Source organism: Kocuria sp. HMSC066H03, assembly GCF_001812045.1.
Classification (GTDB): domain Bacteria; phylum Actinomycetota; class Actinomycetes; order Actinomycetales; family Micrococcaceae; genus Kocuria; species Kocuria rhizophila.
Window position 1 is genome coordinate 423,597 of the sequence record NZ_KV807506.1, and the last position, 22,596, is coordinate 446,192.

Annotated in this window: 24 protein-coding genes; 8 read left to right on the forward strand and 16 right to left on the reverse strand. The window is 71.2% G+C overall.

The window, feature by feature from the left end:
- The first annotated feature begins 4 nt into the window (after nucleotides 1-4).
- The 4 genes from HMPREF2833_RS05335 to HMPREF2833_RS05350 all read left to right on the forward strand — a co-directional run bounded on the left by HMPREF2833_RS05335 (nucleotide 5) and on the right by HMPREF2833_RS05350 (nucleotide 4,171).
- A complete protein-coding gene (locus tag HMPREF2833_RS05335) occupies nucleotides 5-961 on the forward strand; it encodes a 1,4-dihydroxy-2-naphthoyl-CoA synthase (RefSeq protein ID WP_070636825.1) in 957 nt (318 codons plus the stop codon).
- An 8-nt stretch (nucleotides 962-969) separates the two neighbouring features.
- A complete protein-coding gene (locus tag HMPREF2833_RS05340) occupies nucleotides 970-2,619 on the forward strand; it encodes an AMP-binding protein (protein ID WP_257965599.1) in 1,650 nt (549 codons plus the stop codon).
- A gap of 19 nt (nucleotides 2,620-2,638) precedes the next feature.
- The gene (locus tag HMPREF2833_RS05345; protein ID WP_070636827.1) at nucleotides 2,639-3,151 is read left to right on the forward strand and encodes a 2'-5' RNA ligase family protein; all 513 of its coding nucleotides are present in this window, start codon (nucleotides 2,639-2,641) and stop codon (nucleotides 3,149-3,151) included.
- 135 nt (nucleotides 3,152-3,286) lie between these two features.
- Nucleotides 3,287-4,171 (forward strand): 1,4-dihydroxy-2-naphthoate polyprenyltransferase, encoded by an 885-nt coding sequence (locus tag HMPREF2833_RS05350; RefSeq protein ID WP_070636829.1) that lies wholly within the window; start codon nucleotides 3,287-3,289, stop codon nucleotides 4,169-4,171.
- Nucleotides 4,172-4,177: 6 nt separating this feature from the next.
- Here the strand turns inward: HMPREF2833_RS05350 and HMPREF2833_RS05355 are convergent, their stop codons facing one another.
- Nucleotides 4,178-4,456, reverse strand: a complete 279-nt coding sequence (locus tag HMPREF2833_RS05355) for a DUF4229 domain-containing protein (RefSeq protein ID WP_070636831.1) — start codon at nucleotides 4,454-4,456, stop codon at nucleotides 4,178-4,180.
- Nucleotides 4,457-4,559: 103 nt separating this feature from the next.
- Between HMPREF2833_RS05355 and HMPREF2833_RS05360 the strand changes: the two genes are divergently transcribed.
- Nucleotides 4,560-5,132: a PLDc N-terminal domain-containing protein gene (locus HMPREF2833_RS05360; RefSeq protein WP_246829083.1), complete on the forward strand. Its 573-nt coding sequence runs from the start codon at nucleotides 4,560-4,562 to the stop codon at nucleotides 5,130-5,132.
- A 231-nt stretch (nucleotides 5,133-5,363) separates the two neighbouring features.
- Here HMPREF2833_RS05360 and ccsB read toward each other — a convergent pair whose 3' ends face one another.
- From ccsB to HMPREF2833_RS05410, 11 genes are all read right to left on the reverse strand, one after another.
- On the reverse strand, nucleotides 5,364-6,518 hold the full coding sequence (gene ccsB, locus HMPREF2833_RS05365; RefSeq protein WP_070636835.1) for a c-type cytochrome biogenesis protein CcsB: 1,155 nt from the start codon (nucleotides 6,516-6,518) through the stop codon (nucleotides 5,364-5,366).
- Nucleotides 6,511-8,202, reverse strand: coding sequence for a cytochrome c biogenesis protein ResB (locus HMPREF2833_RS05370; RefSeq protein WP_070636837.1), 1,692 nt, complete (start codon nucleotides 8,200-8,202; stop codon nucleotides 6,511-6,513). Before HMPREF2833_RS05370 ends, ccsB begins: the two co-directional genes overlap by 8 nt.
- The gene (locus tag HMPREF2833_RS05375; protein ID WP_019311119.1) at nucleotides 8,199-8,957 is read right to left on the reverse strand and encodes a cytochrome c biogenesis CcdA family protein; all 759 of its coding nucleotides are present in this window, start codon (nucleotides 8,955-8,957) and stop codon (nucleotides 8,199-8,201) included. Before HMPREF2833_RS05375 ends, HMPREF2833_RS05370 begins: the two co-directional genes overlap by 4 nt.
- Nucleotides 8,954-9,586, reverse strand: a complete 633-nt coding sequence (locus HMPREF2833_RS05380) for a TlpA family protein disulfide reductase (RefSeq protein WP_070636839.1) — start codon at nucleotides 9,584-9,586, stop codon at nucleotides 8,954-8,956. Before HMPREF2833_RS05380 ends, HMPREF2833_RS05375 begins: the two co-directional genes overlap by 4 nt.
- Before the next feature lie 44 nt (nucleotides 9,587-9,630).
- On the reverse strand, nucleotides 9,631-10,302 hold the full coding sequence (locus HMPREF2833_RS05385; RefSeq protein ID WP_070636841.1) for a histidine phosphatase family protein: 672 nt from the start codon (nucleotides 10,300-10,302) through the stop codon (nucleotides 9,631-9,633).
- A gap of 58 nt (nucleotides 10,303-10,360) precedes the next feature.
- Nucleotides 10,361-10,711: a glutaredoxin family protein gene (locus HMPREF2833_RS05390; protein WP_083310985.1), complete on the reverse strand. Its 351-nt coding sequence runs from the start codon at nucleotides 10,709-10,711 to the stop codon at nucleotides 10,361-10,363.
- Between the two features lie 69 nt (nucleotides 10,712-10,780).
- A complete protein-coding gene (locus tag HMPREF2833_RS12125) occupies nucleotides 10,781-10,879 on the reverse strand; it encodes a 30S ribosomal protein bS22 (RefSeq protein ID WP_005504750.1) in 99 nt (32 codons plus the stop codon).
- A gap of 154 nt (nucleotides 10,880-11,033) precedes the next feature.
- Entirely contained in the window at nucleotides 11,034-11,831 is a 798-nt protein-coding gene (locus tag HMPREF2833_RS05395) for a FadR/GntR family transcriptional regulator (RefSeq protein WP_070636843.1), read from the reverse strand.
- Nucleotides 11,832-11,926: 95 nt separating this feature from the next.
- Nucleotides 11,927-13,267 (reverse strand): NADP-specific glutamate dehydrogenase, encoded by a 1,341-nt coding sequence (gdhA, locus tag HMPREF2833_RS05400; RefSeq protein ID WP_039100592.1) that lies wholly within the window; start codon nucleotides 13,265-13,267, stop codon nucleotides 11,927-11,929.
- Nucleotides 13,268-13,306: 39 nt separating this feature from the next.
- The gene (locus HMPREF2833_RS05405; RefSeq protein WP_070636844.1) at nucleotides 13,307-14,413 is read right to left on the reverse strand and encodes an ArsR/SmtB family transcription factor; all 1,107 of its coding nucleotides are present in this window, start codon (nucleotides 14,411-14,413) and stop codon (nucleotides 13,307-13,309) included.
- Between the two features lie 72 nt (nucleotides 14,414-14,485).
- Entirely contained in the window at nucleotides 14,486-15,697 is a 1,212-nt protein-coding gene (locus HMPREF2833_RS05410; RefSeq protein WP_019311112.1) for an acetoin utilization protein AcuC, read from the reverse strand.
- A 140-nt stretch (nucleotides 15,698-15,837) separates the two neighbouring features.
- Here HMPREF2833_RS05410 and HMPREF2833_RS05415 point away from each other — a divergent pair, with 140 nt between their 5' ends.
- Together HMPREF2833_RS05415 and HMPREF2833_RS05420 are read left to right on the forward strand one after the other, a co-directional pair.
- Nucleotides 15,838-17,283 (forward strand): TrkH family potassium uptake protein, encoded by a 1,446-nt coding sequence (locus HMPREF2833_RS05415; RefSeq protein WP_070636846.1) that lies wholly within the window; start codon nucleotides 15,838-15,840, stop codon nucleotides 17,281-17,283.
- Nucleotides 17,276-17,944: a potassium channel family protein gene (locus HMPREF2833_RS05420; protein ID WP_019311110.1), complete on the forward strand. Its 669-nt coding sequence runs from the start codon at nucleotides 17,276-17,278 to the stop codon at nucleotides 17,942-17,944. Before HMPREF2833_RS05415 ends, HMPREF2833_RS05420 begins: the two co-directional genes overlap by 8 nt.
- A 40-nt stretch (nucleotides 17,945-17,984) precedes the next feature.
- On the opposite strand, the gene HMPREF2833_RS05425 is transcribed toward HMPREF2833_RS05420, so the two are convergent.
- Both HMPREF2833_RS05425 and proC read right to left on the reverse strand, forming a co-directional pair.
- Nucleotides 17,985-19,076 carry a carboxylate-amine ligase gene (locus HMPREF2833_RS05425; RefSeq protein WP_070636848.1) on the reverse strand — a complete coding sequence of 364 codons (1,092 nt, stop codon included), beginning with the start codon at nucleotides 19,074-19,076 and terminating at the stop codon, nucleotides 17,985-17,987.
- Nucleotides 19,077-19,122: 46 nt separating this feature from the next.
- Entirely contained in the window at nucleotides 19,123-19,962 is an 840-nt protein-coding gene (proC, locus tag HMPREF2833_RS05430) for a pyrroline-5-carboxylate reductase (RefSeq protein WP_070636851.1), read from the reverse strand.
- Between the two features lie 469 nt (nucleotides 19,963-20,431).
- On the opposite strand from proC, the gene HMPREF2833_RS05435 reads away from it, so the two are divergent.
- On the forward strand, nucleotides 20,432-20,758 hold the full coding sequence (locus HMPREF2833_RS05435) for a hypothetical protein (protein ID WP_070636852.1): 327 nt from the start codon (nucleotides 20,432-20,434) through the stop codon (nucleotides 20,756-20,758).
- 25 nt (nucleotides 20,759-20,783) lie between these two features.
- Here HMPREF2833_RS05435 and HMPREF2833_RS05440 read toward each other — a convergent pair whose 3' ends face one another.
- Together HMPREF2833_RS05440 and HMPREF2833_RS05445 are read right to left on the reverse strand one after the other, a co-directional pair.
- Nucleotides 20,784-21,590 (reverse strand): sugar phosphate isomerase/epimerase family protein, encoded by an 807-nt coding sequence (locus HMPREF2833_RS05440; protein ID WP_070636854.1) that lies wholly within the window; start codon nucleotides 21,588-21,590, stop codon nucleotides 20,784-20,786.
- The gene (locus tag HMPREF2833_RS05445) at nucleotides 21,587-22,567 is read right to left on the reverse strand and encodes a Ppx/GppA family phosphatase (RefSeq protein WP_070636855.1); all 981 of its coding nucleotides are present in this window, start codon (nucleotides 22,565-22,567) and stop codon (nucleotides 21,587-21,589) included. Before HMPREF2833_RS05445 ends, HMPREF2833_RS05440 begins: the two co-directional genes overlap by 4 nt.
- Nucleotides 22,568-22,596 lie beyond the last annotated feature (29 nt).

Consider the following 22,596-nt stretch of genomic DNA (forward strand, 5'->3'; position numbering starts at 1 on the left):
ATCCATGACCAACGAGCAGCTTCCCGAACGAGTGTCCGAGATCTTCGACCCCCAGCAGTGGCGGCCCGTGGAGGGCTTCACGGACCTGCAGGACATCACCTACCACCGCGGGGTGCAGCGGGACGCGGACGGCGCCGTGGTCAAGGACCTGCCGTGGGTGCGCATCGCGTTCGACCGCCCGGAGGTGCGCAACGCCTTCCGCCCGGGCACCGTGGACGAGCTCTACCGCACGCTGGACCACGCCCGCATGTCCTCGGACGTGGGCGCCGTGATCCTCACCGGCAACGGGCCTTCCGCCAAGGACGGCGGCTGGGCGTTCTGCTCCGGTGGGGACCAGCGCATCCGCGGCCGGGACGGCTACCACTATGCGGAGGGCGAGACCGCGGACTCCATCGACCCCGCCCGCGCCGGTCGCCTGCACATCCTGGAGGTGCAGCGCCTGATCCGCACCATGCCCAAGGTCGTGATCGCGGCGGTCTCCGGGTGGGCCGCGGGCGGCGGGCACTCGCTGCACGTGGTGTGCGACCTGACCATCGCCTCCGCCGAGCACGGGAAGTTCAAGCAGACGGACGCCACCGTGGGCTCGTTCGACGCCGGCTACGGCTCCGCACTTCTCGCCCGCCAGGTGGGCCAGAAGTTCGCCCGGGAGATCTTCTTCCTCGCGGACGAGTATTCCGCCGAGGACATGCACCGCATGGGCGCCGTGAACCGCGTGGTCCCCCACGCCGATCTGGAGTCCACCGCCCTGGACTGGGCGCGCAAGATCACCGCACAGTCCCCGCAGGCCGTGCGCATGCTCAAGTACGCGTTCAACCTCCCGGACGACGGCATGGTGGGCCAGCAGGTCTTCGCCGGCGAGGCCACCCGCATGGGCTACATGACGGACGAGGCCGTGGAGGGCCGCGACGCCTTCCTGCAGAAGCGGGACCCGGACTGGTCCGCGTTCCCGTACTACTTCTGAGCCGCCGCGTGAGCCCCGACGGCCCCGCACCGGCCCACGACGACACCGTGCCCGCCCACCGCACGCCCGGCACCTCCGCGGCGGGGCCGGGCTCTGCGGTCTCCCCTGCCGTACCGGAATCCCCTGCCCCGGCGGCCCATGCAGCATCCGCTCTGGTGGCCCACCGCGGGCCAGGCACCTCCGCATCCGGACCAGAGCCCGGCCACCCGCTCGACGCACCGCAGGCCGCGGAGCTGCCGAGCGACGTCGTGGTCCTGGACGGCCCCGTGGAGGGGGACCTCACCGAGCTGCTGCCCCGATTGCGGGCGGTGCTGTCCCGCCCGGGGGCCGCGGTGGTCGTGGCCACCTCGGGATCCACGGGACGGCCCAAGAAGACCGTGCTCAGCGCCGAGGCGCTCACGGCATCCGGGCGCGCGACGGAGCGGGCGACCTCCGGGCCCGGCCAGTGGCTGCTGTGTCTGCCCGCGCACTACGTGGCCGGGGTGCAGGTGCTCGCCCGCTCTGTCCTCGCGGGCACCACCCCCGTGGTCATGACCGGCGAGCACTTCACACCCCGGGCGTTCGCCGATGCCGCGGAGGGCATGAACCACCCCGTGCGGTACGTGTCCGTGGTGCCCACCCAGCTGCAGCGCATCCTGGACCCGGCCGACGGCTCCCCCGACCCCCGCGCGGTGGCGGCGCTCGCGCGTTTCGACGCCGTGCTCGTGGGCGGCTCTCCTCTTTCCCCGGCACTGGCACATCTGGCCGACGCCGCCGGGGTGCGCGTGGTCCGCACGTACGGCATGTCGGAGACGTGCGGGGGCTGCGTCTACAACGGCGTCCCGCTGGACACGGTCGCCGTCCGCATCCTGCCCGACGACGCCGGTCCCCACCTCGCGCACGCCCCCGCGCCGAGCGCCCCTCCCGCCGAGGAGGCCTCCGCAGGAACGTTGTCCGCCAAGGAGGAGCCAGTAGGGGCCTCACCCGCAGAGGCGGGGGCCGCGGGGGAGTCCCCCGCCGCATCGTTCGCACATCAGGCGGGCCCGGCGTCACCGCTCGAGGGCCGGATCTGGCTGGGCGGTGAAGTGGTCGCCTCGGGCTACCTGAATGACCCCGAGCAGACCGCCGCCCATTTCCGTGTCTCCGAGGGGCGGCGCTGGTACCGCACCGACGACCTCGGATCGCTGGACGAGAACGGCCGCCTCACCGTGCTGGGACGCACCGACGACGTGATCAACACCGGCGGCGTGAAAGTCTCCGCGGGCCGGGTGGCCGATGTGCTCCTGGACCACGACCGGGTGCGGCAGGCCCTGGTGCTTCCCCTGGCCCACCCGGAGTGGGGCCAGGAGGTGGCCGCAGTGGTGGCCGTGCGGCGGCCCCTGCACAACGAACCCGTCCCGGACGACCACCATCCCGACAGCCGTCTCGACGGCGACCTCGACCCCGGCCTCGAACGAGAGCTGGCCCAGTCGGTGCGCGAACGACTGGGAGCCCCCGCCGTGCCCAAACGCTGGTGCCGGGTGGACCGCCTCCCCCTGCTCGCCACGGGCAAGCCCGACCGCCGTGCAGCCGCCGCGCTGTTCACCGCGGAACCGGGAGCGAGCCCTGGTGCGGGTCCGAGCGTGGGGGCGCATGCCGACACCGCCGCGGAACCCAGCGCGCGCCCCGGCGAACGCTGAACGGCGGAGCGGAGAAACTGTGCCCCTGCACTCCCTGGACCTCGTTCTCGCTCCGGGCGACGACGCCCTCGTCCGCGCCCGGTGGGATGCCCTGAACCGTGCCGGGCTTCCGAGCCAGGCCCGCCACCGCAGCTCCTCGAACGCCCCGCACCTCACGGTGGTCTCGGCCCCGTGCTTCTCCGAGGCAGTGCTGCGGCGGGCCCGGGAGCTGTTCGGCCCCCTGCTGCCGTTCGTCGTGCCCGTCACCGGGCTCACGGTCCTGGGCAGGGGTCCGTACGTGCTGGCCGAGTCGCTCGCGGTTCCGCCCGCTGTCCTCGGCGCCGTGGCCGAGCTGCGGGCCCTGCTGCCGGAGCAGCGCACCCCTTCCGGCCCGTGGGTTCCCCACGTCACCCTCGGCACGCGCCTGGACGCCCCCACCGTGGGCCGGGCGCTGGAGGTGCTGAGCGACGTCGCGCCACCCCGCTCGCTGGACGTCACCGCGCTGCGGCGCTGGGACCCTGACGCGCGAGAGGTCACGGTGGAGGTGCCCTGAGCCCCGCTGCGCCCCGCGCTCGGAGCGCTCCGAGACCGCCCGCGCCGGCGCCGGCGCCGTCCGCACGGCATGTGCACCTGCACAGAGCATGAAACAATGACGGGACGTCCTCGTCCGTTCATGAAAGGTTGCACCGTGGCCACACCAGCTCAGTGGGTCGAAGGGGCACGCCTGCGCACGCTGCCCATGGCCGCGGCCCCGGTGATCGCCGGCACGGCCGCCGCGCAGACCATGTACGAAGCCCGTGTGGTGCCCGCGCTGCTGGCCCTGGTGGTCGCGCTCGCGCTGCAGATCGGTGTGAACTACGCCAACGACTACTCCGACGGCGTGCGGGGCACGGACGACGAGCGCGTGGGCCCCTTGCGCCTGACCGGTTCCGGCGCCGCCACCCCGCGTGAGGTCAAGTCGGCCGCGTTCGCGTGCTTCGGCATTGCCGCCGTGGCGGGTGCCGCCCTTGTGGTGCTCTCGCAGCAGTGGTGGCTCGCTGTGGTGGGGCTGCTCGCCATCGCGGCCGCCTGGGGCTACACGGGTGGGAAGAAGCCGTACGGCTACATGGGCCTCGGGGACCTGTTCGTGTTCCTCTTCTTCGGGCTGGTGGCCACGCTGGGCACCACGATCACCCAGGCCGGCCAGCTGAACATGGACGCCTGGGTCATGGCGGTCTCCACCGGGCTCTTCGCGTGCGCCCTGCTCATGGCCAACAACATCCGGGACATCCCCGGGGACCGCGAGGTGGGCAAGCAGACCCTGGCCGTGCGGCTCGGGGACCCCAAGGCCCGGCTCACGTTCACCGCAGAGCTGTTCGTGGGCATGGTCCTGCCCCTGCTGCTGGTTCCCGGCAACCCGTGGGTGCTGCTGGTCTACGCCATGACGCCCCTGGCCGTGAACGCGGCCTCCACGGTGCTCAAGACTCCCGAGCGGCGCGAGCTGATCCCCGTGCTCAAGATGTGCGGGTTCATCAACCTGGGCGTCACCGTGCTCTACGCGGTGGCGGTGTTCGTGCAGCAGTACGTGGGCTGAGTCCGCTCAGAGCTCCCTGCGGGCCTCGGCGTCCGTGTACGAGTCCTCGATCTCCTGGTCCTCGAGCTCCACACGGTTGGTGGGCTTGGGCGAGCGCGCGATGAAACGGTGGAAGTCCTGGCCCGCGGCGTAGTGCAGCGTGGGGAAGAAGATGTAGCAGATCGCGAACGCGGCCACCACGGCCGCGATCCCGGAGAACACCAGTCCCAGCCCCAGGAGCATGAACAGCAGGAACAGGACCACCAGGATGCCCAGGCGCAGCAGGGAGTACTTCAAGAAGTTCACGGGCCCATTCTAGGTGGTCTCGCTGTGTGCACCCCGGGCGCGGCGCTGCACACCCACGACCGTGAACGCGGTGGCCCCGGCGCACTCCCCTAGGATGATCGGCATGGGCAGAGCCATTCTCATCATCGGGTCCGGCGCACTGGCAGTGGGCCTCGTCATCTACGCGCTCATCGAGTGCGCACAGTCGGAGAGGTACCGGGTGCGGGCCGTCCCCAAGGGCGCGTGGCTGCTCATCATCCTGCTGCTGCCCGTGGTCGGGGCCGTGCTGTGGCCCTTCTTCGGCCGTCCCCGCACGGACGACGCCGCCCGGGACGCCGCACGCGGCCGCGGCCCGGACGACGACCCCCAGTTCCTGCGCAACCTCGAGGAGCGCCGCAAGCAGCAGGAGCAGGCGCGCAAGCTGCAGGAGTGGGAGAACGAGCTCAAGCGCACCGGTCAGGCCCCGGGGGCCAAGCCGCAGGTGGATGAGCCGCTGGACCCCTCCGACCCGCGCTGGACGGAGCCCACCACGGGGTCGCACGCCGCGGAGGACACGCGCAACGGCACGGACGCGAACCCGGACAGCGGGCGGAGCACCGGCCGTGAGCAGCCCACCGACGGGGACCTGGACGAGAACACCGACGGCGACGGCACCGGCCCCGGTCACCCCGAGGGAGAGCCTCCCCGCCACGACTGACCCCGTCCGCGACACGGTCGCTGACCGGCCGCACGCGGTTTCTCCTGGCGTCCGGCCACCGTGCGCCCTCGGCGTCCCCCAGCACCACGGGCACCCCGCTCGCGTCGGGGGCCCTCGAGCACCCAGCAGCCAGCACCGCACGACAGAGCCCGCCTCCGCAGCAGCGGAGGCGGGCTCGTTCGTGGAAGGGTGCGGGCGGCGTCGTCATGCGTGCGGACGCCACCCCGCGCGTCACAGGCCGGAGTAGGAGTGCAGACCCGGGAACAGCGTGTTGACCACGGTGAAGTTGAAGACCACGCACATGTAGCCGGCGATCGACAGCCACGCGGAGCGGTTGCCGTTCCAGCCACGGGTCACGCGGGCGTGCATGTAGGCGGCGTAGACCGTCCACACCACGAAGGTCCAGACCTCCTTGGTGTCCCAGCCCCAGAAGCGGCCCCACGCCTGGTCCGCCCAGATGGCTCCCGCGGCCAGGGTGAAGGTCCAGAACACGAAGCCCACCGAGTTCAGGCGGAACGCGAAGTTCTCCAGCGTGACGGAGTCCGGCACCGCGCGCAGGAAGCCCATGCGGGACTCCTGCCCGGAGGCCAGCAGCCGCTCGCGGCGGGACTGCATGAGCTGCAGCACGGCCATGGCGAACGTGATGGTGAAGACGCCGGACGCCGCGACCGCGATGGACACGTGGATGATCAGCCAGTAGGACTGCAGCGCGGGCTGCAGCGGGGACACCGGGGTGGGGAACGCGATGGTGGCCAGGCACAGCATGGTGAGCACCAGCCCGGAGACCATGGGACCCACGAAGCGCAGGTCCTTGAAGATCAGCGTGACCAGGTACACACCGGAGACCACCAGGGCACCCGTGCTGCAGAACTCGTACATGTTGGCCCACGGCACGCGGTCCGCGGCGATCCCGCGGGAGACCACGGCGAAGGCGTGGAGCACGAACGCGATGACCATGAGGGCCACGGCCACGCGCGCCGCCGGGCGGCGGGTGCTGTGCTGGTAGTTCAGCGCCTCGAACTCGCCGGCACCCTTGGTGGTGTTCTGCGCGGAGGTGCGGAACTCGGCGGAGACCGTCCCGCCCGCGTCCGCCGCCGAGGTGGCCCCGCCGCTCGCGCGCGACGCCGACGGGCCGGCGACCGTACCCGCGGAACCCGCCGCGGAGGAACCGCCCGCGACCCCCGCACCGGCGCCCACGAGCTGCTCGGACTTCCGCTCCGCGGCGGCCTGCTTGGCGGCCCGTGAGCGCTCCTTGACCGCGAGGGTCTTGGAGTGGGTGGCCATGTCCCACACGAAGGCCACGAACGCCACCATGTAGGTCATGGCGGCCAGGAGCATGAACCACTCGCTCCAGTTGCCCAAAGTCACATTGATGTCGCTACCCATTGTTTTGCGCCTTATCCGACGAATCCAGGTGGAACTCCCGCACGCCGCGGTCCTCCCACAATGACGTCCACAGAGCTGTCAGTTTTTCGGCTTCCGCACCCAGGCGGTGGTCCTCGCCACGCGCCAGCAGACCGTACTCCAGAACAGTACACCGCACCCCGTGGGCGTCCTCGGTCTCCACGGCCCGCACCCACGCCCGGCGACGCGCGATGAACAGGCTCATAATGAGCCCGGTGAACGCCACCAGGAAGGAGATGAAGGCCGGGATCCGCCCCGGGTCGTAGTGCACGTCCAGGCCCACGTAGCGCTTGACGTCCACGAACTCCACGCTGCCCTTGCCCTCGGGCAGCGTGGCCGTGCGGTGCTGGCCGTCCAGCACGATGGGCCCGTTGGGAGAGCTCATGGAGTTGAGCTCCTCGAGGTTCTGGGTGTCCAGCACGTACACGTTCTGCGGCTGGCCGCTGTCCAGTCCCAGGTCGCCGCTGAACGAGGAGAGCAGCAGCGCGGGGTTGTTCAGCGCCGGGTCCACGGACTGCGGGATCTTCCCGTCCTGGGAGACCGCCGTGGGCAGCAGGAGACCCACGAAGCCCAGCTGGTCCGGAGCGGCGTCGGGGACCTTGAGGGTCAGGGAGGACGTGTAGACCGAGTCGGAGGGCACCGTGACCACCGGCCCCTCGTAGGCCACGTTGCCCTCGCCGTCCTTCACGCGCAGCACGGGGGCGTAGCCGTTGCCCACCAGGTACACCTTGGTGCCGTCCACGTTCAGCGGCTTGTTGACCTCCAGCTTCACGTCCTCCGGCGCGGCCCCGGGTTCCTCCGTGACGGTGAGGTCCGCGTTGAAGTCCGTGGGCTGGCCGTAGTGCTCGGGGTCCGAGGTGTCACGGCTGAAGGTGGCCTCGAACGAGTCCAGCTGCAGGGAGAACGGGTTGAGGGAGTCCTCGTCGAAGTTGTTGCCCGGCTCGAAGGAGTCGTAGGCCACCAGGGTGTTCACGAACGACTCGCCCTCCACGACCACCTTCTGACCCTTGTACCCGTACAGGGATCCGATGGCCACGGAGATCAGCACGGCCAGCAGCGCCACGTGGAAGAGGATGTTGCCCACTTCCTTGAGCATGCCCCGCTCGGCCGCCACCGACGGCGCCGCGGAGCCCAGGTCCTGGACCTGCACACGGTAGCCGCGCTTCTTCAGCGCCGCAGCCGCCTGCTCGACCGCCTCGTCCGGGGTGGGGCCCGCGCCGCCGTCCCGTCCGCCCAGCATGACCTTGCGGTACTGGGGCATGCGGCTGAGCCGCCGGGGGGTGCGGGGCGGCTTGGAGCGCCACGCCTTGAAGTGCTGGATGGCACGCGGGATCACGCAGCCCACGAGTGAGATGAAGAGCAGGATGTAGATCGCCGAGAACCAGTAGGACTGGTAGACGTCGAAGAGCTGCAGGGTGTCCAGCACCGGGCCGATCGTGGGGTTGGCCTCGATGTAGCTGGTGACGGCCTCCGGGTCCTGCACCCGCTGCGGGAACAGGGACCCGGGCACCGCGGCGATGGCCAGGAGCAGCAGCAGCACCAGCGCCGTGGACATCTTGGTGAGCTGCCGCCACGCCCAGCGCAGCATCCCGACGAACCCGAGGGCCGGGACCTCCACGTCGGGGCGCTTCGGCTTCCGCTCACGCGGAGTGCGCGCTGTCGTCATATCGGCATCACCCAATCGGTTACGAATTCGGACTGGATCCAGGAGACCAGCGCGGACCAGACACCCGTGGCCATGGCCAGGCCGATGAGCACGAGCACCACGCCGCCCACACGCTGCAGGGTGAGGCGGTGGCGGCGGAAGAAGGACATGGCACCCATCCCCCGGCGCATGGCCAGGGCGATGAGAATGAACGGAACCCCGAGTCCCAGGCAGTAGGCGGTGGTCAGCACCACGGCCTTGCCCGTGGAGGCACCGTCCACGTAGGCCAGCGCCTGCACGGCCGCGAAGGTGGGGCCGATGCACGGCGCCCACCCGAGCCCGAAGGTCATGCCCAGCACGGGCGCTCCCCACAGACCCGGCGGCGGCCGGCGTTCGATCTTGCGGTCACGCTGGAACCAGGAGAGCCCGCCCAGGAAGACCACGCCCATGACCATCACCAGGATCCCCAGCACCACCATGATCCACTCCTGGCCCCGGAACCACGCGAAGGCCCCGAGCTGGGCGAGCACCACGGACATCACCACGAACACCAGGGAGAAGCCCAGGACGAAGAGCAGGACCCCCCAGAAGATGCGGCCGCGGCGCTGCTCGCGCAGGTCCGCCCCGGTGAGCCCGGTGATGTACCCCAGGTAGCCCGGGATCAGCGGCAGCACGCACGGGGAGGCGAAGGAGACGAAGCCCGCCAGCAGAGCCACGGGCAGCGCGGCAATCAGTGAGCCGTCGAGGATAACCTCGGCGAAGGGATTGCCGTTCATGCGGACTCGGCCACCGTGTCCTTGATGAGCGCGTCCAGGGTGGACTTGTCCGCCTTGCCGAGGATCCGGGCGGCCACGCGGCCCTGCGAGTCCAGCACCAGGGTGGTGGGCACCGCCTGCGGGGGCACGTACTCGCTCAGGGCCAGCAGCACCTCACCGTTGAGGTCCGTGGCGGAGGGGTACTCCACCCCGAAGGTGCGCTCGAACGCCTCGGCAGTGGCCTGCTGGTCCCGCAGGTTCACGCCCATGAACTGGGCCTGGTCCCCGTACTCGTCGTGCAGCGCCACGAGGTCCGGGGCCTCCGCCCGGCACGGGGCGCACCCGGCGTACCAGAAGTTGAGCACCACGGGCTTGCCGCGAAGGCTGTCGGCGGAGACGGTGGAGCCGTCGTACATGGCGGCGTCGAAGGACACCGGTTCGCCGCGCTGGTCCGGTGCGTACTCGCTCACGGAACCGTCCCCGGCCACGTACCCCTTGTCCCCGCCGGAGTTCGCCTGGTCCGCGAGGTCGTCGGAGGACGCCGAGCAGCCCGTGAGCGCGAGGCCCGCCGCGGCCACCACGGCGATCAGCCCCGTGCGCACACGCGTGCGGGCGCGCGGACGCCGGGCGGAGGAGGGCTGTGGGGTCACGGAGTCATCACCTGAAGACGTGAGGGGGTGCAGTGGGACATCGATTATGAGCCGGGAAGCTGGTTGACACCTGGATAGAGGTGGGCGGCCGGTTCCCGGTAGGTCAGCTGCGGGACCTCGGCGGCGTCAACGTCCCTGAACGTCAGGGAGGTCAGCGACGCGAGGTTGCACTGGCGGCGCCGCGGATCGTGCGGCAGGGGGCGTCCCTCCACCGAGAGGCGGGTCAGCCAGATGGGCAGCTGGTGGGACACGGCCACGGCCTGGGCGCCGTCGCCCCCGATCCGCACGGCTTCCCGGGCGAGCTCCCGCACGGCCTGTGCCATGCGCTCCACCTGCTGGCGGTACGGCTCGCCCCACGAGGGGCGCAGGGGGTTGAGCAGGTGCGGCCAGTGCTTGGGCTTGGCCAGCTCCCGCCCGGACACGTGCAGGCCCTCGAAGTGGTTGGCGGGCTCGATCAGCCGCTCGTCCGTGCGGACGTCCAGACCCAGTTCACGGGCCACCGGTGCGGCGGTCTCCCGGGTGCGGGTCAGCGGGGAGGACGCGAGGAGCACGATGTTCTCCCCGTCCTGCACGCGCTGCGCGAGGTCCGTCGCGGCGGCCTCCGCCATGCGGGCGCCCTTCTCGGAGAGGTGGTATTCCGGCAGGCGACCGTAGACCACGTGCTCGGGGTTGTGGACCTCGCCGTGGCGCAGGAGGTGGACGGTAGCTGAAGGCATGGCCCCAGTGTCTCAAACCCCGCCGGGAGGCCCCAATCCGAGGTTCAGGCTCCGAGGTTCAGGCGAGCACCGCGCGCAGCCGCTCGCCGTCGATCCGCCAGCGGTCCCAGGCCGCGCCGTCCACGAACACCACGGGCACGAACTCGGCGTAGTCCCGGACAAGGGCGGGGTCCCCAGTGATGTCCTGCTCGCGCAGCTCGGTGCCGGTCTGTGCGCAGACCCGTTCCACCACGTCCCGGGCGTCGTCGCACAGGTGGCACCCGGGCTTGGTCAGCAGCGTGACCTCGTGCCGCGGACGCGTGCGGGTCCAGTCCACGCCGGACAGCAACCCACCCGTGCGCCCCGCACGCCCGGACGAGCCCGGGCCGGTGCCTGCGGGTGCCTGCGGGGAACGGGGCTGATCGGTCATGGCGACCATGCTACGCACATGGCAAGGCCCCGCTCCCCCACGGGGAACGGGGCCTGGCACGAGCGCTGCCTACTTCTTGTTGCGGCGCTGGTGACGGGTCTTGCGAAGCAGCTTGCGGTGCTTCTTCTTGGACATGCGCTTGCGGCGCTTCTTGATGACCGAACCCATAGGATCCCTCACAATTCTCTGGACAGTGTGTTTGCTGGGGGCTGCGAGTCAACGCCACCCCGCCCCATCGAACTCAGGGGCAACATCCGATTAACGGCAAACTACGCCATAGCCTACCGCGTGACCCCGCCCCGCCTGAAAACGGGGGCGGGGCTCACGCGCTCGCGCGGGGCGCGGCGGAGAACTCGTCGTCCTCGGCGGCCGACTCCGGCGACGCCGCGGCGTCGCCCAGGGCGTGCGGGTCCGCCGCGGTGGTGTGGGCCTGATCCGGGTCCACGCCGGCCTCCTCGTACTGGTACTCGATGTGCTCGCGCACCAGCCGGGCCGCGAGGGTGCAGTCCCCGGCATCCAGGGCCCCGACGATCGCCCGGTGCTCGGCGCGGATGCGGCTGGAGGTGGTGGACCACAGCGGGACGTGACCCACCAGGGCCATCGTGTACTCGTAGATCGAGTCGCGCAGCGCGGTGAACAGTGCCGTGCTGACCGCGTTGCCGCAGGACTTCACCAGGGCGATGTGGAAGCTCACGTAGAGGTCGTGGAACTGCTTGAGCCCCAGGTCCTCCCGGTCCATCTCCGTCATGATCCCCTGCAGCTCGTCCCGGGGGATCCAGCGCTGCTCCGAGGCGTGCAGGGCGGCGGTCTCCAGCAGCACCCGGGTCTGGACGATGTCCCGCAGGGGGTGCTCGGAGGTGGCCATGTGCAGCTGCAGCGCCGGGCCGGCGGACGCGGCGGGCTCCCGCACCAGGATGGGCAGGATGGCCCGGTGGGGGCCCTCGAAGAGCTTGACGATGCCCTGCGCCTCCAGGATCTTCAGGGCCTCTCGCATGGAGTTGCGGGACACGCGGAAGATCGCGGCCATGTCCTTGTCAGTGGGCAGCCGCTGCCCAAGCACCAGGTGTCCGTCGAACAGCTCGTTCTCGAGCCACTGCAGAACCTCTCGATGCGTTGCCATAGTCTCCACCCTAGACTCGACGGGTGACCAACCGCTGGATGCGGCGGTCGGTCATTTTCGCGAGCCCTCGTGCTCTCGTGCTCTCGTGCGCGATCTCAGATGATGCCCTGGGCCACCATGGCGCGTGCCACCTTGATGAACCCGGAGATGTTCGCGCCGGCCACGTAGTTGCCGGGCATGCCGTACTCGTCGGCGGTCGCGGCGCAGGTCTCGTGGATGCCGCGCATGATCTCCTGCAGCCGGTCCTGCGTGTGCTCGAAGCTCCACGAGTCCCGCGAGGCGTTCTGCTGCATCTCCAGCGCGGAGGTGGCCACGCCGCCGGCGTTCGCGGCCTTGCCCGGTGCGAACAGCACGTCCGACTCCTGGAAGAGGTGCACGGCGTCCGTGGTGCAGGGCATGTTCGCGCCCTCGGCCACGGCCACCACGCCGTTCTCCAGCAGTGTCTTGGCCTGGCGGCCGTTGAGCTCGTTCTGGGTGGCGCACGGCAGGGCCACGGATCCCGGGACGTCCCACACGGAACCACCGGCCACGTAGGTGGCGGAGGAGCCGCGGCGCTCGGCGTAGTCGCTCATGCGTCCACGCTCCACCTCCTTGACCTGCTTGAGCAGCTCCAGGTCGATGCCGTCCTTGTCCACCACGTAGCCGCCCGAGTCCGAGGCGGTGAGGGCCTTGGCCCCGAGGGACTGGGCGCGCTCGATCGCGTAGATGGCCACGTTGCCGGAACCGGAGACGATCACGTCCCGGCCGTCGAAGCTCTTGCCCTGCGTCTTGAGCATCTCCTCCGCGAACATCACCGCGCCGTAGCCGGTGGCCTCCGTGCGCACGAGCGAGCCGCCCCAGGACAGGCCCTTGCCCGTGAGCACCCCGGACTCGTAGCGGTTGGTGATCCGCTTGTACTGGCCGAACAGGTAGCCGATCTCCCGGCCGCCCACGCCGATGTCACCGGCGGGAACATCCGTGTACTCGCCGATGTGGCGGTACAGCTCGGTCATGAAGGACTGGCAGAAGCGCATGATCTCGGCGTCGCTGCGCCCGGAGGGGTCGAAGTCCGAGCCACCCTTGCCGCCGCCGATGGGCATGCCCGTGAGCGCGTTCTTGAAGATCTGCTCGAAGCCCAGGAACTTGACGATGCCCAGGTACACCGAGGGGTGGAAGCGCAGCCCGCCCTTGTACGGGCCCAGGGCGGAGTTGAACTCCACGCGGAAACCGCGGTTGATGTGCACCTCGCCCTGGTCGTCCACCCAGGGCACGCGGAAGATGATCTGCCGCTCGGGCTCGCAGATCCGCTCCACGATCGCGGAGTCCAGCACCTCCGGGTGGCGCGCCACCACGGGTCCCAGGGACTCGAAGACCTCGTCCACGGCCTGGTGGAACTCGGACTCTCCCGGGTTGCGTGCCGTGATGATCTGCCGGATGGGGATCAGTTTCTCGTGCATGGCTCTCCTGCCGTCTCGTGGTGTCGGTGGGTGGGGCCCTCAGTCGCGGCGTGTGCCGCGGCCACGGCGCCGGAACCCCGTCAGAGTGGACAGCAGACCGCTCTGACGACGATGCGCCCCACCGCGCGGACGCAGCGGCTCCGCGCTCTCGGAGGGGTCGGACCCCGCAGGATCGCGGGGGCCGGTCTCGCGCGCGGCATCGGACTGCGCGCGAGCGTCGGCAGGGACATCGTGCTCCACACTAGCCTGTGTGACCGGGGTCTCCGCGTCGGGGAGGGGGTCGGCCGAGTGCTCCGCGGTGGTTTCGAGGTCCTCGCTCTCGCGGTCGGCGGCGGGGTCCGTCTCTGCGAACCCTGTGCGGTGCTCCGCGGCCTCGTCCTCGGCGTCAGGCAGGGCGGACGCCCCGGACTCGCGCTCCGCCATCCCGGGCTCGTGGCCCGCCATCCCGGCCCCGGGCGCGTCCTCCACGGAAGCCGGTACGACGCCGGTCCCGGCCTCCTCCTCCTCCGTCACCTCGGTGACCTCCGCGGTGAACCACGGCACGGACCGCTCGGGGGCGGATTCGGCGGCCGGGGAGCGGTCCTCCTCCGAGGACGGTACGGACTCCTGAACGACGGGGGCGAGCTCTGGTGCCGACCCGTCCGGATCGGAGAGCTCGATCGCGGCGCCGATGTCCGCGGCGGCAGTCTCCTCGACGGCTTCACCGGGTTCCGCGGCCTCTGCTGCGGCGGTCTCCTCCGAGTGCGCGGCATCAACAGCGGCGGCGTCGTCCTCCGGCTCAGCGGGGTGGCCGTGCGGCGCTGCGGCATCGTCTGACGCCACCGACGGAACGGGCGCCGGGGCCGGCGCGGGCGGCGTCGTCCCCTCAGCAGGATCCGCGGCGCCGGCGGCGGCGACGAGCTCGCCCAGCCAGGCCACGACCTCCTCCAGGGGTTCCGGGGCGATGCTGTAGAAGCGCTTCTGCCCCTGTGCCCGGGTGCTCACCATGCGGGCGTCACGCAGCACCTTGAGGTGCTTGGACACCGTGGGCTGGGAGACCTCCAGCTCGGTGACGAGCTCGCCCACCGGCCGCGCGCCGTCCTGCAGGGCCGCGAGGATGCGGCGTCGTGTGGGATCGGAGAGCGCGGAATATGCATCGTGGGACATGGGAAACAGCCTAGTGGGAGCGCGCGCGTCCGCCCCAATCCGCCGCCAGGTGCGCCCCGGCCGGCAGATGCGTCAGTCGTACCAGGGGTCCAGCCCCCAGTGGGGGAAGACCTCCTTGCGGGTGGCCATGATGCTGCGGTCGGTCTCGTCGTTGGGGTCGTAGCCGATCTCCCAGGAGCGCCACCACAGGTCCACGTCGTCGCCCATGACCTCGGGGGGCCGGCCGCCGTACGTCTCGCTCATGTAGTCCCGCCAGGACTGCGGCACCCTGGTGGTCACGGCCACGGGGTGACCGGACGCGACACCCACCAGGTGCGCCCAGGAACGCGGCACGGCGTCGTGGACGTCGTAGCCGCCACCGCCCGTGGCGAGCCAGCGGCCCTCGCAGACCTCCTGCGCGAGGTCGCGCACGGCGAGCGCCACCTGACGCTGACCGTCCACGCTCACGCGCAGATGGGTCAGCTCGTCCTGGAAGTGGGAGTCGCAGCCGTGCTGGGAGACGATCACCTCGGGAGCGAACTCCCGCGTGATCGGGGGGACCACGGCGTCGAACGCGCGCAGCCACTGGGCGTCGTCGGAGCGCGTGGGCATGGCCACGTTGACCACCGTTCCGGCGGCCTCGCCCTCGCCGATCTCGTTGGCGAAGCCCGAGCCCGGGAACAGGGAGAGCCCTGTCTCGTGCAGGGAGATGGTCATGACGCGGGGCTCGTCGTAGAAGATCGACTGCGTGCCGTCCCCGTGGTGGCCGTCCACGTCCAGGTAGAGCACGCGCTGCACACCGTTGTCCAGCAGGTGCTGGATGGCCACGGCGCAGTCGTTGTAGACGCAGAAGCCCGAGGCCTTGTCCGCGGCCGCGTGGTGCATGCCGCCGCTGAAGTTGACGGCGTGGACCACCTTTCCGCTCAGCAGCTCCACGGCTCCCTGGTAGCTGCCGCCCACCAGCCGCGCACTGGACTCGTGGATGCCCGCGTAGCCGGGGGTGTCCTCCGTGCCCAGGCCGCACTCCGGGATCTCGCGGGTGGGGTCCTCGGAGACCGCGCGCACGGACTGCACGTACTCCGGGGTGTGCACGAGCTCCAGGACGCTGTCCTCCGGAACCTCCGGCACCGTGACCCGCACGTTCTCCGCCGTGTCCAGGCCGAGGTCCTGCACCAGGCGCATGGTCGCGTCCAGCCGCGTGGGACTCATGGGGTGGTAGTCCCCGAAGTTGTACTGCAGCAGCTGCGGGTCCCAGTAGACGCTGGTGGGGTGCTGGGCGTCGTTGCCCTTTGTCGCGGAGCTCACAAACCCATTAGACCACTCGGGTTGCGGGGCTGTCGCCGCACCGCACCGGGACAGGGAATACTGGGGGACGTTGCGCCCAGCAACCCCCGGGATCCGCTCCGCGCACCCCGGATCACCCCGTGGCCGCCCGAGGAGGTGCCGTGAGCGAGCTCGAGCAACCCAGCGCCGTGGAGGAGCACGACACCGACACCTCCCCCGCGGAACCCCTGACCACGCGCACCGCGCGCGGGATCCGCGACTTCGTGGACCGGATCGCGGACTCCTCCCCCGCGCGGCTGGCCGTGATCGTCTTCGTGATCGTGGACCTCGGCTTCGCGCTGCTGCTGTGGCTGCCGGTCTCCGCGCAGCACGGGCGGCACACGGACTTCGCCGACGCCGTGTTCACCGCCACCTCCGCCGTGACCGTGACGGGGCTGACCACCGTGTCCACCGCCGCGCAGTGGTCCCTGTTCGGGCAGGTGGTCATCCTGGTGGCCATCCAGGTGGGCGGCCTGGGCACCCTGACCATGACCTCCATCCTGGCCCTGGCCATCGGGCGGAAACTGGGGCTGAAGTCCAAGCTCATCACCCAGGAGGCGCTGAACATCGGGCGCCTGGGCGAGGTGGGCTCGCTGCTGCAGATCATCGTGATCACCTCCATCACCATCGAGGCCGCGCTGGCCGTGGTGCTCTCCGTGGGCTTCCTGGCGGAGGGCGAGCCCCTGGGCACAGCCCTGTGGCACGGTGTGTTCTACGCGGTCTCCTCCTTCAACAACGCCGGCTTCACCCCCCACACGGACGGGCTGGTCCCCTACGACCACGCCGGGCCCACGGTGTGGCTCATCCTGCTCCCGGTGTGCGTGGGCGTGGTCATGGGCTCCCTGGGCTTTCCTGTGATCCTGGTGCTGCGCCAGGTGGGCTTCCGCTTCAACCGCTGGAACCTCAACGCCAAGCTCACCGTGGTGACCACCGCGATCCTGCTGCTGCTCGCGTGGGTGCTGTTCCTGGCCGTGGAGTGGAACAACCCCGAGACGCTGGGCGGGAAGTCCGTCCCGGAGCGGATCTTCCAGGGGTTCTTCGCGTCCGTGATGATGCGCTCCGGCGGCTTCAACCTGGTGGACATGCCGGACACCTCCCAGGTCACGCTGCTGCTCACGGACGCCATGATGTTCGCCGGGGGCGGCTCCGCGTCCACCGCGGGCGGGATCAAGGTGACCACGCTCGCCGTCGTGTTCCTGGCGATCCTCGCGGAGGCGCGCGGCGACCAGTCCGTGATCGCGTTCTTCCGCACCATCCCGGACTCCGTGCTGCGCATCGCGATCTCCGTGATCATGATGGGGGCGTCCGTGGTGCTCGCCGGCTCCGCCGTGATGGTGGCGCTCACGCACCTGCCCCTGGACCACGTGCTGTTCGAGGTCATCTCCGCGTACGCCACGTGCGGGTTGAGCACGGGTGTCTCCGCGGCATCCCCGGACGCCGGGAAGTACGTGCTGTCCGTCATCATGCTGGTGGGGCGCATCGGCACCACCACCGTGGCCACCGCCCTGGCGCTGCGCTCCCGCCGCCGACTGTACTCCTACCCGGAAGAGAGGCCGATCATTGGCTAAGAACTCCTCCCACGCCGCTCCCGTCCTGGTGGTCGGTCTCGGCCGGTTCGGCGCGGCCACCGCGCTGCAGCTGATCCAGCAGGGCCGCGAGGTGCTCGGCGTGGAACGCGACGCGAGCCTCGTGCAGAAGATGGCCGGGCAGCTCACCCACGTGGTGGAGGCCGAGGCCACGGACATGGACGCCCTGCGCCAGATCGGCGCCGCGGAGTTCTCCTCCGCGGTGGTGGGCGTGGGCACGTCCATCGAGTCCTCGGTGCTGATCACCGCCAACCTGGTGGACCTGGGCATCGACCGGATCTGGGCCAAGGCCATCTCCCCCGCCCACGGCAAGATCCTGGCGCGCATCGGCGCGCACCACGTGATCTTCCCGGAGGCGGACGCCGGGCGGCGCACCGCGCACCTGGTCTCCGGGCGGCTGCTGGACTACATCGAGTTCGACGACGACTTCGCGATCGTCAAGATGTACCCGCCCCGCGAGACCCAGGGCTTCACGCTGGGCGAGTCCGACATCCGCTCCAAGTACGGCGTGACCGTGGTGGGCGTGAAGTCCCCCGGCGAGGACTTCACCTACGCCCGTCCGGAGACCACGGTGTCCTCACGGGACCTGCTCATCGTCTCCGGGCACGTGGACCTCATCGAGCGCTTCGCCGCCCGCCCGTAGCACGACGCCGCACGGTCGCCTCCCCGGCGCGCATCGCGGCTCAGGCGCGCGGGTCCGCCGTCATCGCCTGCGTGGCCATGTCCATGAGCCCGGGGATCCCGGCGCGGGCGAACGCGCGGCGCTGCCGGATGGCGCCGTTGCCGCGCTCCACGATCCGGCGCACGCCGGACTCCGCGAACTCCCGGTCCGCGGCCGAGGGGTAGTAGTCCCGCGCCCGCTGCAGCAGCGTGTCCACGAGGGTCTCCCCGGGGACGAGCTGCGCGGCCACCGGGTCCAGGACCCGTCCGCTCAGACCCCACCGGGCGGCCTGCCACAGGGCGATGTCCAGGTACTCCTGGCTCAGCTCCACGGTGGGCGGCACGTCCACGGCGTAGTCCGCGAGCGCGCGGATCAGCACCGCGATGGCCACGGAGTCCTGCGCCTCCAGCTGGACGTCGCACGCCCGGATCTCCAGGGTGCCGTGCTTGTGGGACAGCCGGGCCAGCCAGCTCAGGGTGGAGGGGCTCTCCATCACGTCGAACGCGCTGAGCACGGCCACGCGCTGCTCGTGGTCCGCGAGGTCCTTGAAGTGCGGCGGGATGTCGTTCGCGATCCAGCGGCGGTAGTGGATGGAGCGCCAGGACTCGAAGCCGGACTCCGCGCCCCGCCACAGCGGCGAGTTGGCGCCGATCGCCACGAGGGCGGGCAGCCAGCCGCGCAGCCCGTTCAGGGCCCGCACGGCGTCCTCCATGTCCGGGAAGCCCAGGTGCACGTGCATGCCGCTGATGTACTGGTCCGCGGCGATCGCGGGCGTGTACCCGGCGAGGCGCTGGTAGCGCTCGTTCACCGTGATGTCCGCGGGCTCGGGGCGGATGTCCGGCGCGGCGGCCACGCCCACCACGTCCATGCCCATGGCGTCCGTGGCCTCGTGCAGCGCGGTGCGGAAGTCCACGAGCGAGGCCACGGCCCCGGCTGCGTCGTGGAAGATCGGGGAGGTCTCCTCCACCTGGCACGAGAGCCACTCGGGTGTGGCCGCGCCGCCGCCCGCCTCCAGGGAGACCAGCTGCGCGGACTGCTCGGGGGTGGGACGGGCGGGAAGCCTGTCCCCGCGGTCGATCAGGAGGAACTCCTCCTCGATGCCGAACGTGCTCATGGTGTACCGCCTTGCTGGGATCGTGGGGTGGGCGCGGGAGCGGGCGTCACTGCCCGTCGTACTCCTTCTCCATCTCGTCGCCCTTGGTCGCGGAGGCCTCCGCCCCTGCGGCGACGATGTCCCGCAGGCCTTTCTCGTCGAACGTGGTGATGGCCTGTTCGGTGGTGCCGCCCGGGCTGGTGACGGCCCGGCGCAGGGCCGCGGGATCGGCGTCGTCCGGGGCGAGCAGCTCACCCGCGCCCGAGACCGTCTCCTTGGCGAGCACGCGCGCCGTCTCCGGGTCCAGGCCGAGCTTCTCGCCCGCCTGCTGCATGGCCTCGGCCAGGTAGAACACGTACGCGGGGCCCGAGCCGGAGACGCCGGTGACCGCGCGGATCAGGTGCTCGGGGACCTCCACCACGGTGCCCACCGTGGAGAGGACGTCCTTGACCTGGGCGAGCTGCTCCGCCGAGGTGTGCTCGCCCGGCGTCACGGACAGCGCCCCGCGGCCCACGCTGGAGGGCGTGTTGGGCATGCAGCGCACCACGGGCTGGCCGTCCGGCAGGGCCTTCTGCAGCGCATCCAGGGTGACGCCCGCGGCCACGGAGACCACCACGGTGGAGGGGTCCAGCGCGGGCGCGACCTCACGGGCCAGGTCCAGGATGGCGTAGGGCTTCACGCCCAGCAGCACGACGTCCGCGCCCGCCACGGCCTTCCGGTTGGCCTCCGGGTCCGACTCCCCGGCGAAGACCTCCACGCCGGTCTCCTCGTGCAGGGCATCCGCCGACGACGCCGAACGGGTCGTCGCGCGCACCCCGCCCGCCTCCGTGCCCGCGGCCAGCACGCCGCGCAGGATGGAGCCGTTCATGGAACCGGCTCCGAGGAACGTCAGTGTCAGTCCAGCCATGGTGTCTCATCCTCTCGGGCCCCGCGGGCACGCCGGGTGGCGCCGTTCACGGGCTGTGGTGGTCGGGAAGCTCCCTCGACGGTACCGCGCCGCGCCGGGGGCCCGCGAGCGGGGGTGCTCCGTGGCCCGTGGGAGCTCACGACAGGACGAGCCCTCCGGGCCGAGCACACGGGAGCGCTCGCGGGTTGCCCGATTAGGGTTGGGCCCAGCACACCACGCAACGAGTCAGGAGTCCGTGTGTCCGCTTCCCTCCACCGTGCCTCGCGGGGGTGCAGCGCCGTCCAGAGCGTCGGGCAGCGCCTCTGAGCCGCGTCCGCGGATGCCGCGCCGCGTCCGCTCTTGGCGGCTCACCATCCGCGGGTGGACCGCGCAGTGGCACGGCGCCCACGGGTGGTTCCCGTGGCGTCTCTGCGCCCACGGGCGGCCCGCCCGGCGGCTCTGTCTCCGCTGACGGGGCAGGAGGTGCGCGATGTCCTCGGAGCAGCCTGAGGCGCCGACCCCGTCCCGTCCGCGGCGTGGTTCCCACGGGCGCGGTCTGACCAGTTCCATCCGCCCCGTCCGGGCCGTGATCGGGCTGCTGGCAGTGACCGCCACGTACTACGCGATCCCCCTGGACACGGACCGCGACCTGGTGGGACGCATCATCGCCGCACTGCTGGGTCTGGCCGTGGTGGGTGCGGTGATCATCCGCCACCTGCGCCGCGGGGCCGTCCCCGCGCGCGGTGCCGGCCCGGCGACGTCGCCCGGCTGCGTCCACAGCCGCGCTGCCGGTGCGAGCGCGCGGTTCGACAAATGACAGTGCCCGTGCCGGGGCGGCCGCCTCAGCCCTGGACCGTCATGTGACGACGGGCGAAGTCCAGGGACTCCGCGAGCCACTCGTCGCGCTGGTCCGGGGTCTCGCACTTGCGCGTGGAGACCTCCACACCCACCACGCCCTGCCAGCGCTGGTCCCGCAGGTACTCGAGGGTCTGCGCGACCGGCTGCACGCCGTGGCCCGGGAGCAGGTGCTCGTCCGCGAGCGTCTCGCCGGAACCGTCCGTGAGGTGCACGTGGCCCAGCCGGGAGCCGAGCTCCTTCACGGCCGCGAGGGAGTCCATCTTGGCGGTCGCGGCGTGGGAGAAGTCCCACGTGACCCAGTCGTAGTCCTGGCCCAGCGGGCTGTAGTGCGGGGAGTAGACCACGGCCTCCCGCCCGGCCACGCGCCACGGGTACATGTTCTCCACGGAGATCTTGGTGTCCGTCATGCGGGAGACCTCCCGGACCCCGGCCACGAAGTTCCTGGCGTACTTGCGCTGCCACCGGAACGGCGGGTGGGCCACCACCACCTCTGCGCCCACCTGGTGGGTGAGCTTCGCGGCCATCTGGATCTTGGTCCAGGACTTGCCCCACACCTGCTGGGTGAACAGCAGCGTGGGCGCGTGAATGGTGGAGATGGGGATCTGGTACTTCTGCACGCTGTCCAGCAGCTGGTGGGTCAGCTGGCTCATGCGCTCGTGGGTCACGAGCACCTCCACACTGTCGTAGCCCAGGCGCGTGGCGGCCTCGAAGGTCTCCGGGACGCCCTGGGGGTACAACGAGCTCGTGGACAGCGCCACGTGCGGACGGTAGGCGGCGGGGGTCTCGCTCATCGGCGGTTCACCAGGTCCTTCGGGTTGACGGTCTCGCTGGTGGCGTCCCGGGCCAGGCGGTCCATGCGGCGCAGGATCAGGCCCTCGCGCAGCGCCCACGGGGAGATCTGCACGGTGTCCACCGCGAGCATGTCCATCGCGGTCTCCGCGACGATCGCCCCGGCCACCACCTGGGCGGCGCGGTGCTCGGAGACTCCCGGCAGGTCCGCACGCTCACCCACGGTCATGGCCTCCATGCGGCGGGTCCACAGCCGCAGGTCCTCCAGGTGCATGAGCCGTTCCACGTACGGCCCCTGGGCGGACGGCGCCGCGCCACAGATCCGGGCGAGGGAGCGGAAGGTCTTGGAGGTTCCCGCCACGAGGTTCGGGTGCCCACCCCCGGCAATCCGGTCCACGGCGGGGCGCAGCGTGGTGCGCACGTGCTTGCGCAGGGCCTTGAACTGGGCGGGCGAGGCGACGTCGGCCCCCGCCAGGTACGCCCGGTACAGACGACCCGCGCCCAGCGGCACGGAGGTGGCGACCGTGGGCAGCGCATTGGTGCCGATCGCCATCTCGAACGAGCCGCCGCCGATGTCGAAGTCCAGGATGCGCCCCGCGCTCCACCCGAACCAGCGGCGCACCGCGGAGAACGTGATGGCGGCCTCCTGGTCCCCGGACAGCTCCGTGAGCGTCACCCCCGAGGTGGACTGCACGTGCTCCAGCACGTCGTTGCCGTTGGTGGCCTCACGGATGGCCGAGGTGGCGAACGCCAGCAGGTCCTCCGCGCGGTGCTCCACCGCGAAGTCCCGGGCCTCCACCACGAAGGACGTGAGCAGGTCCCGGCCCTCGTCCGTGATCCGCCCCTCGGCGTCCTGGTAGTCCACCAGCCGCAGCGCCACCTTGTGGGACGCGTACGGCTCCGGGCGGGAGCCGGGGTAGACGTCCAGCAGCAGCAGGTGCACCGTGTTGGAGCCGACGTCCAGGACGGACAGACGCATGTGTGCTCCTTCGCTCGCGGGCGGGGCGG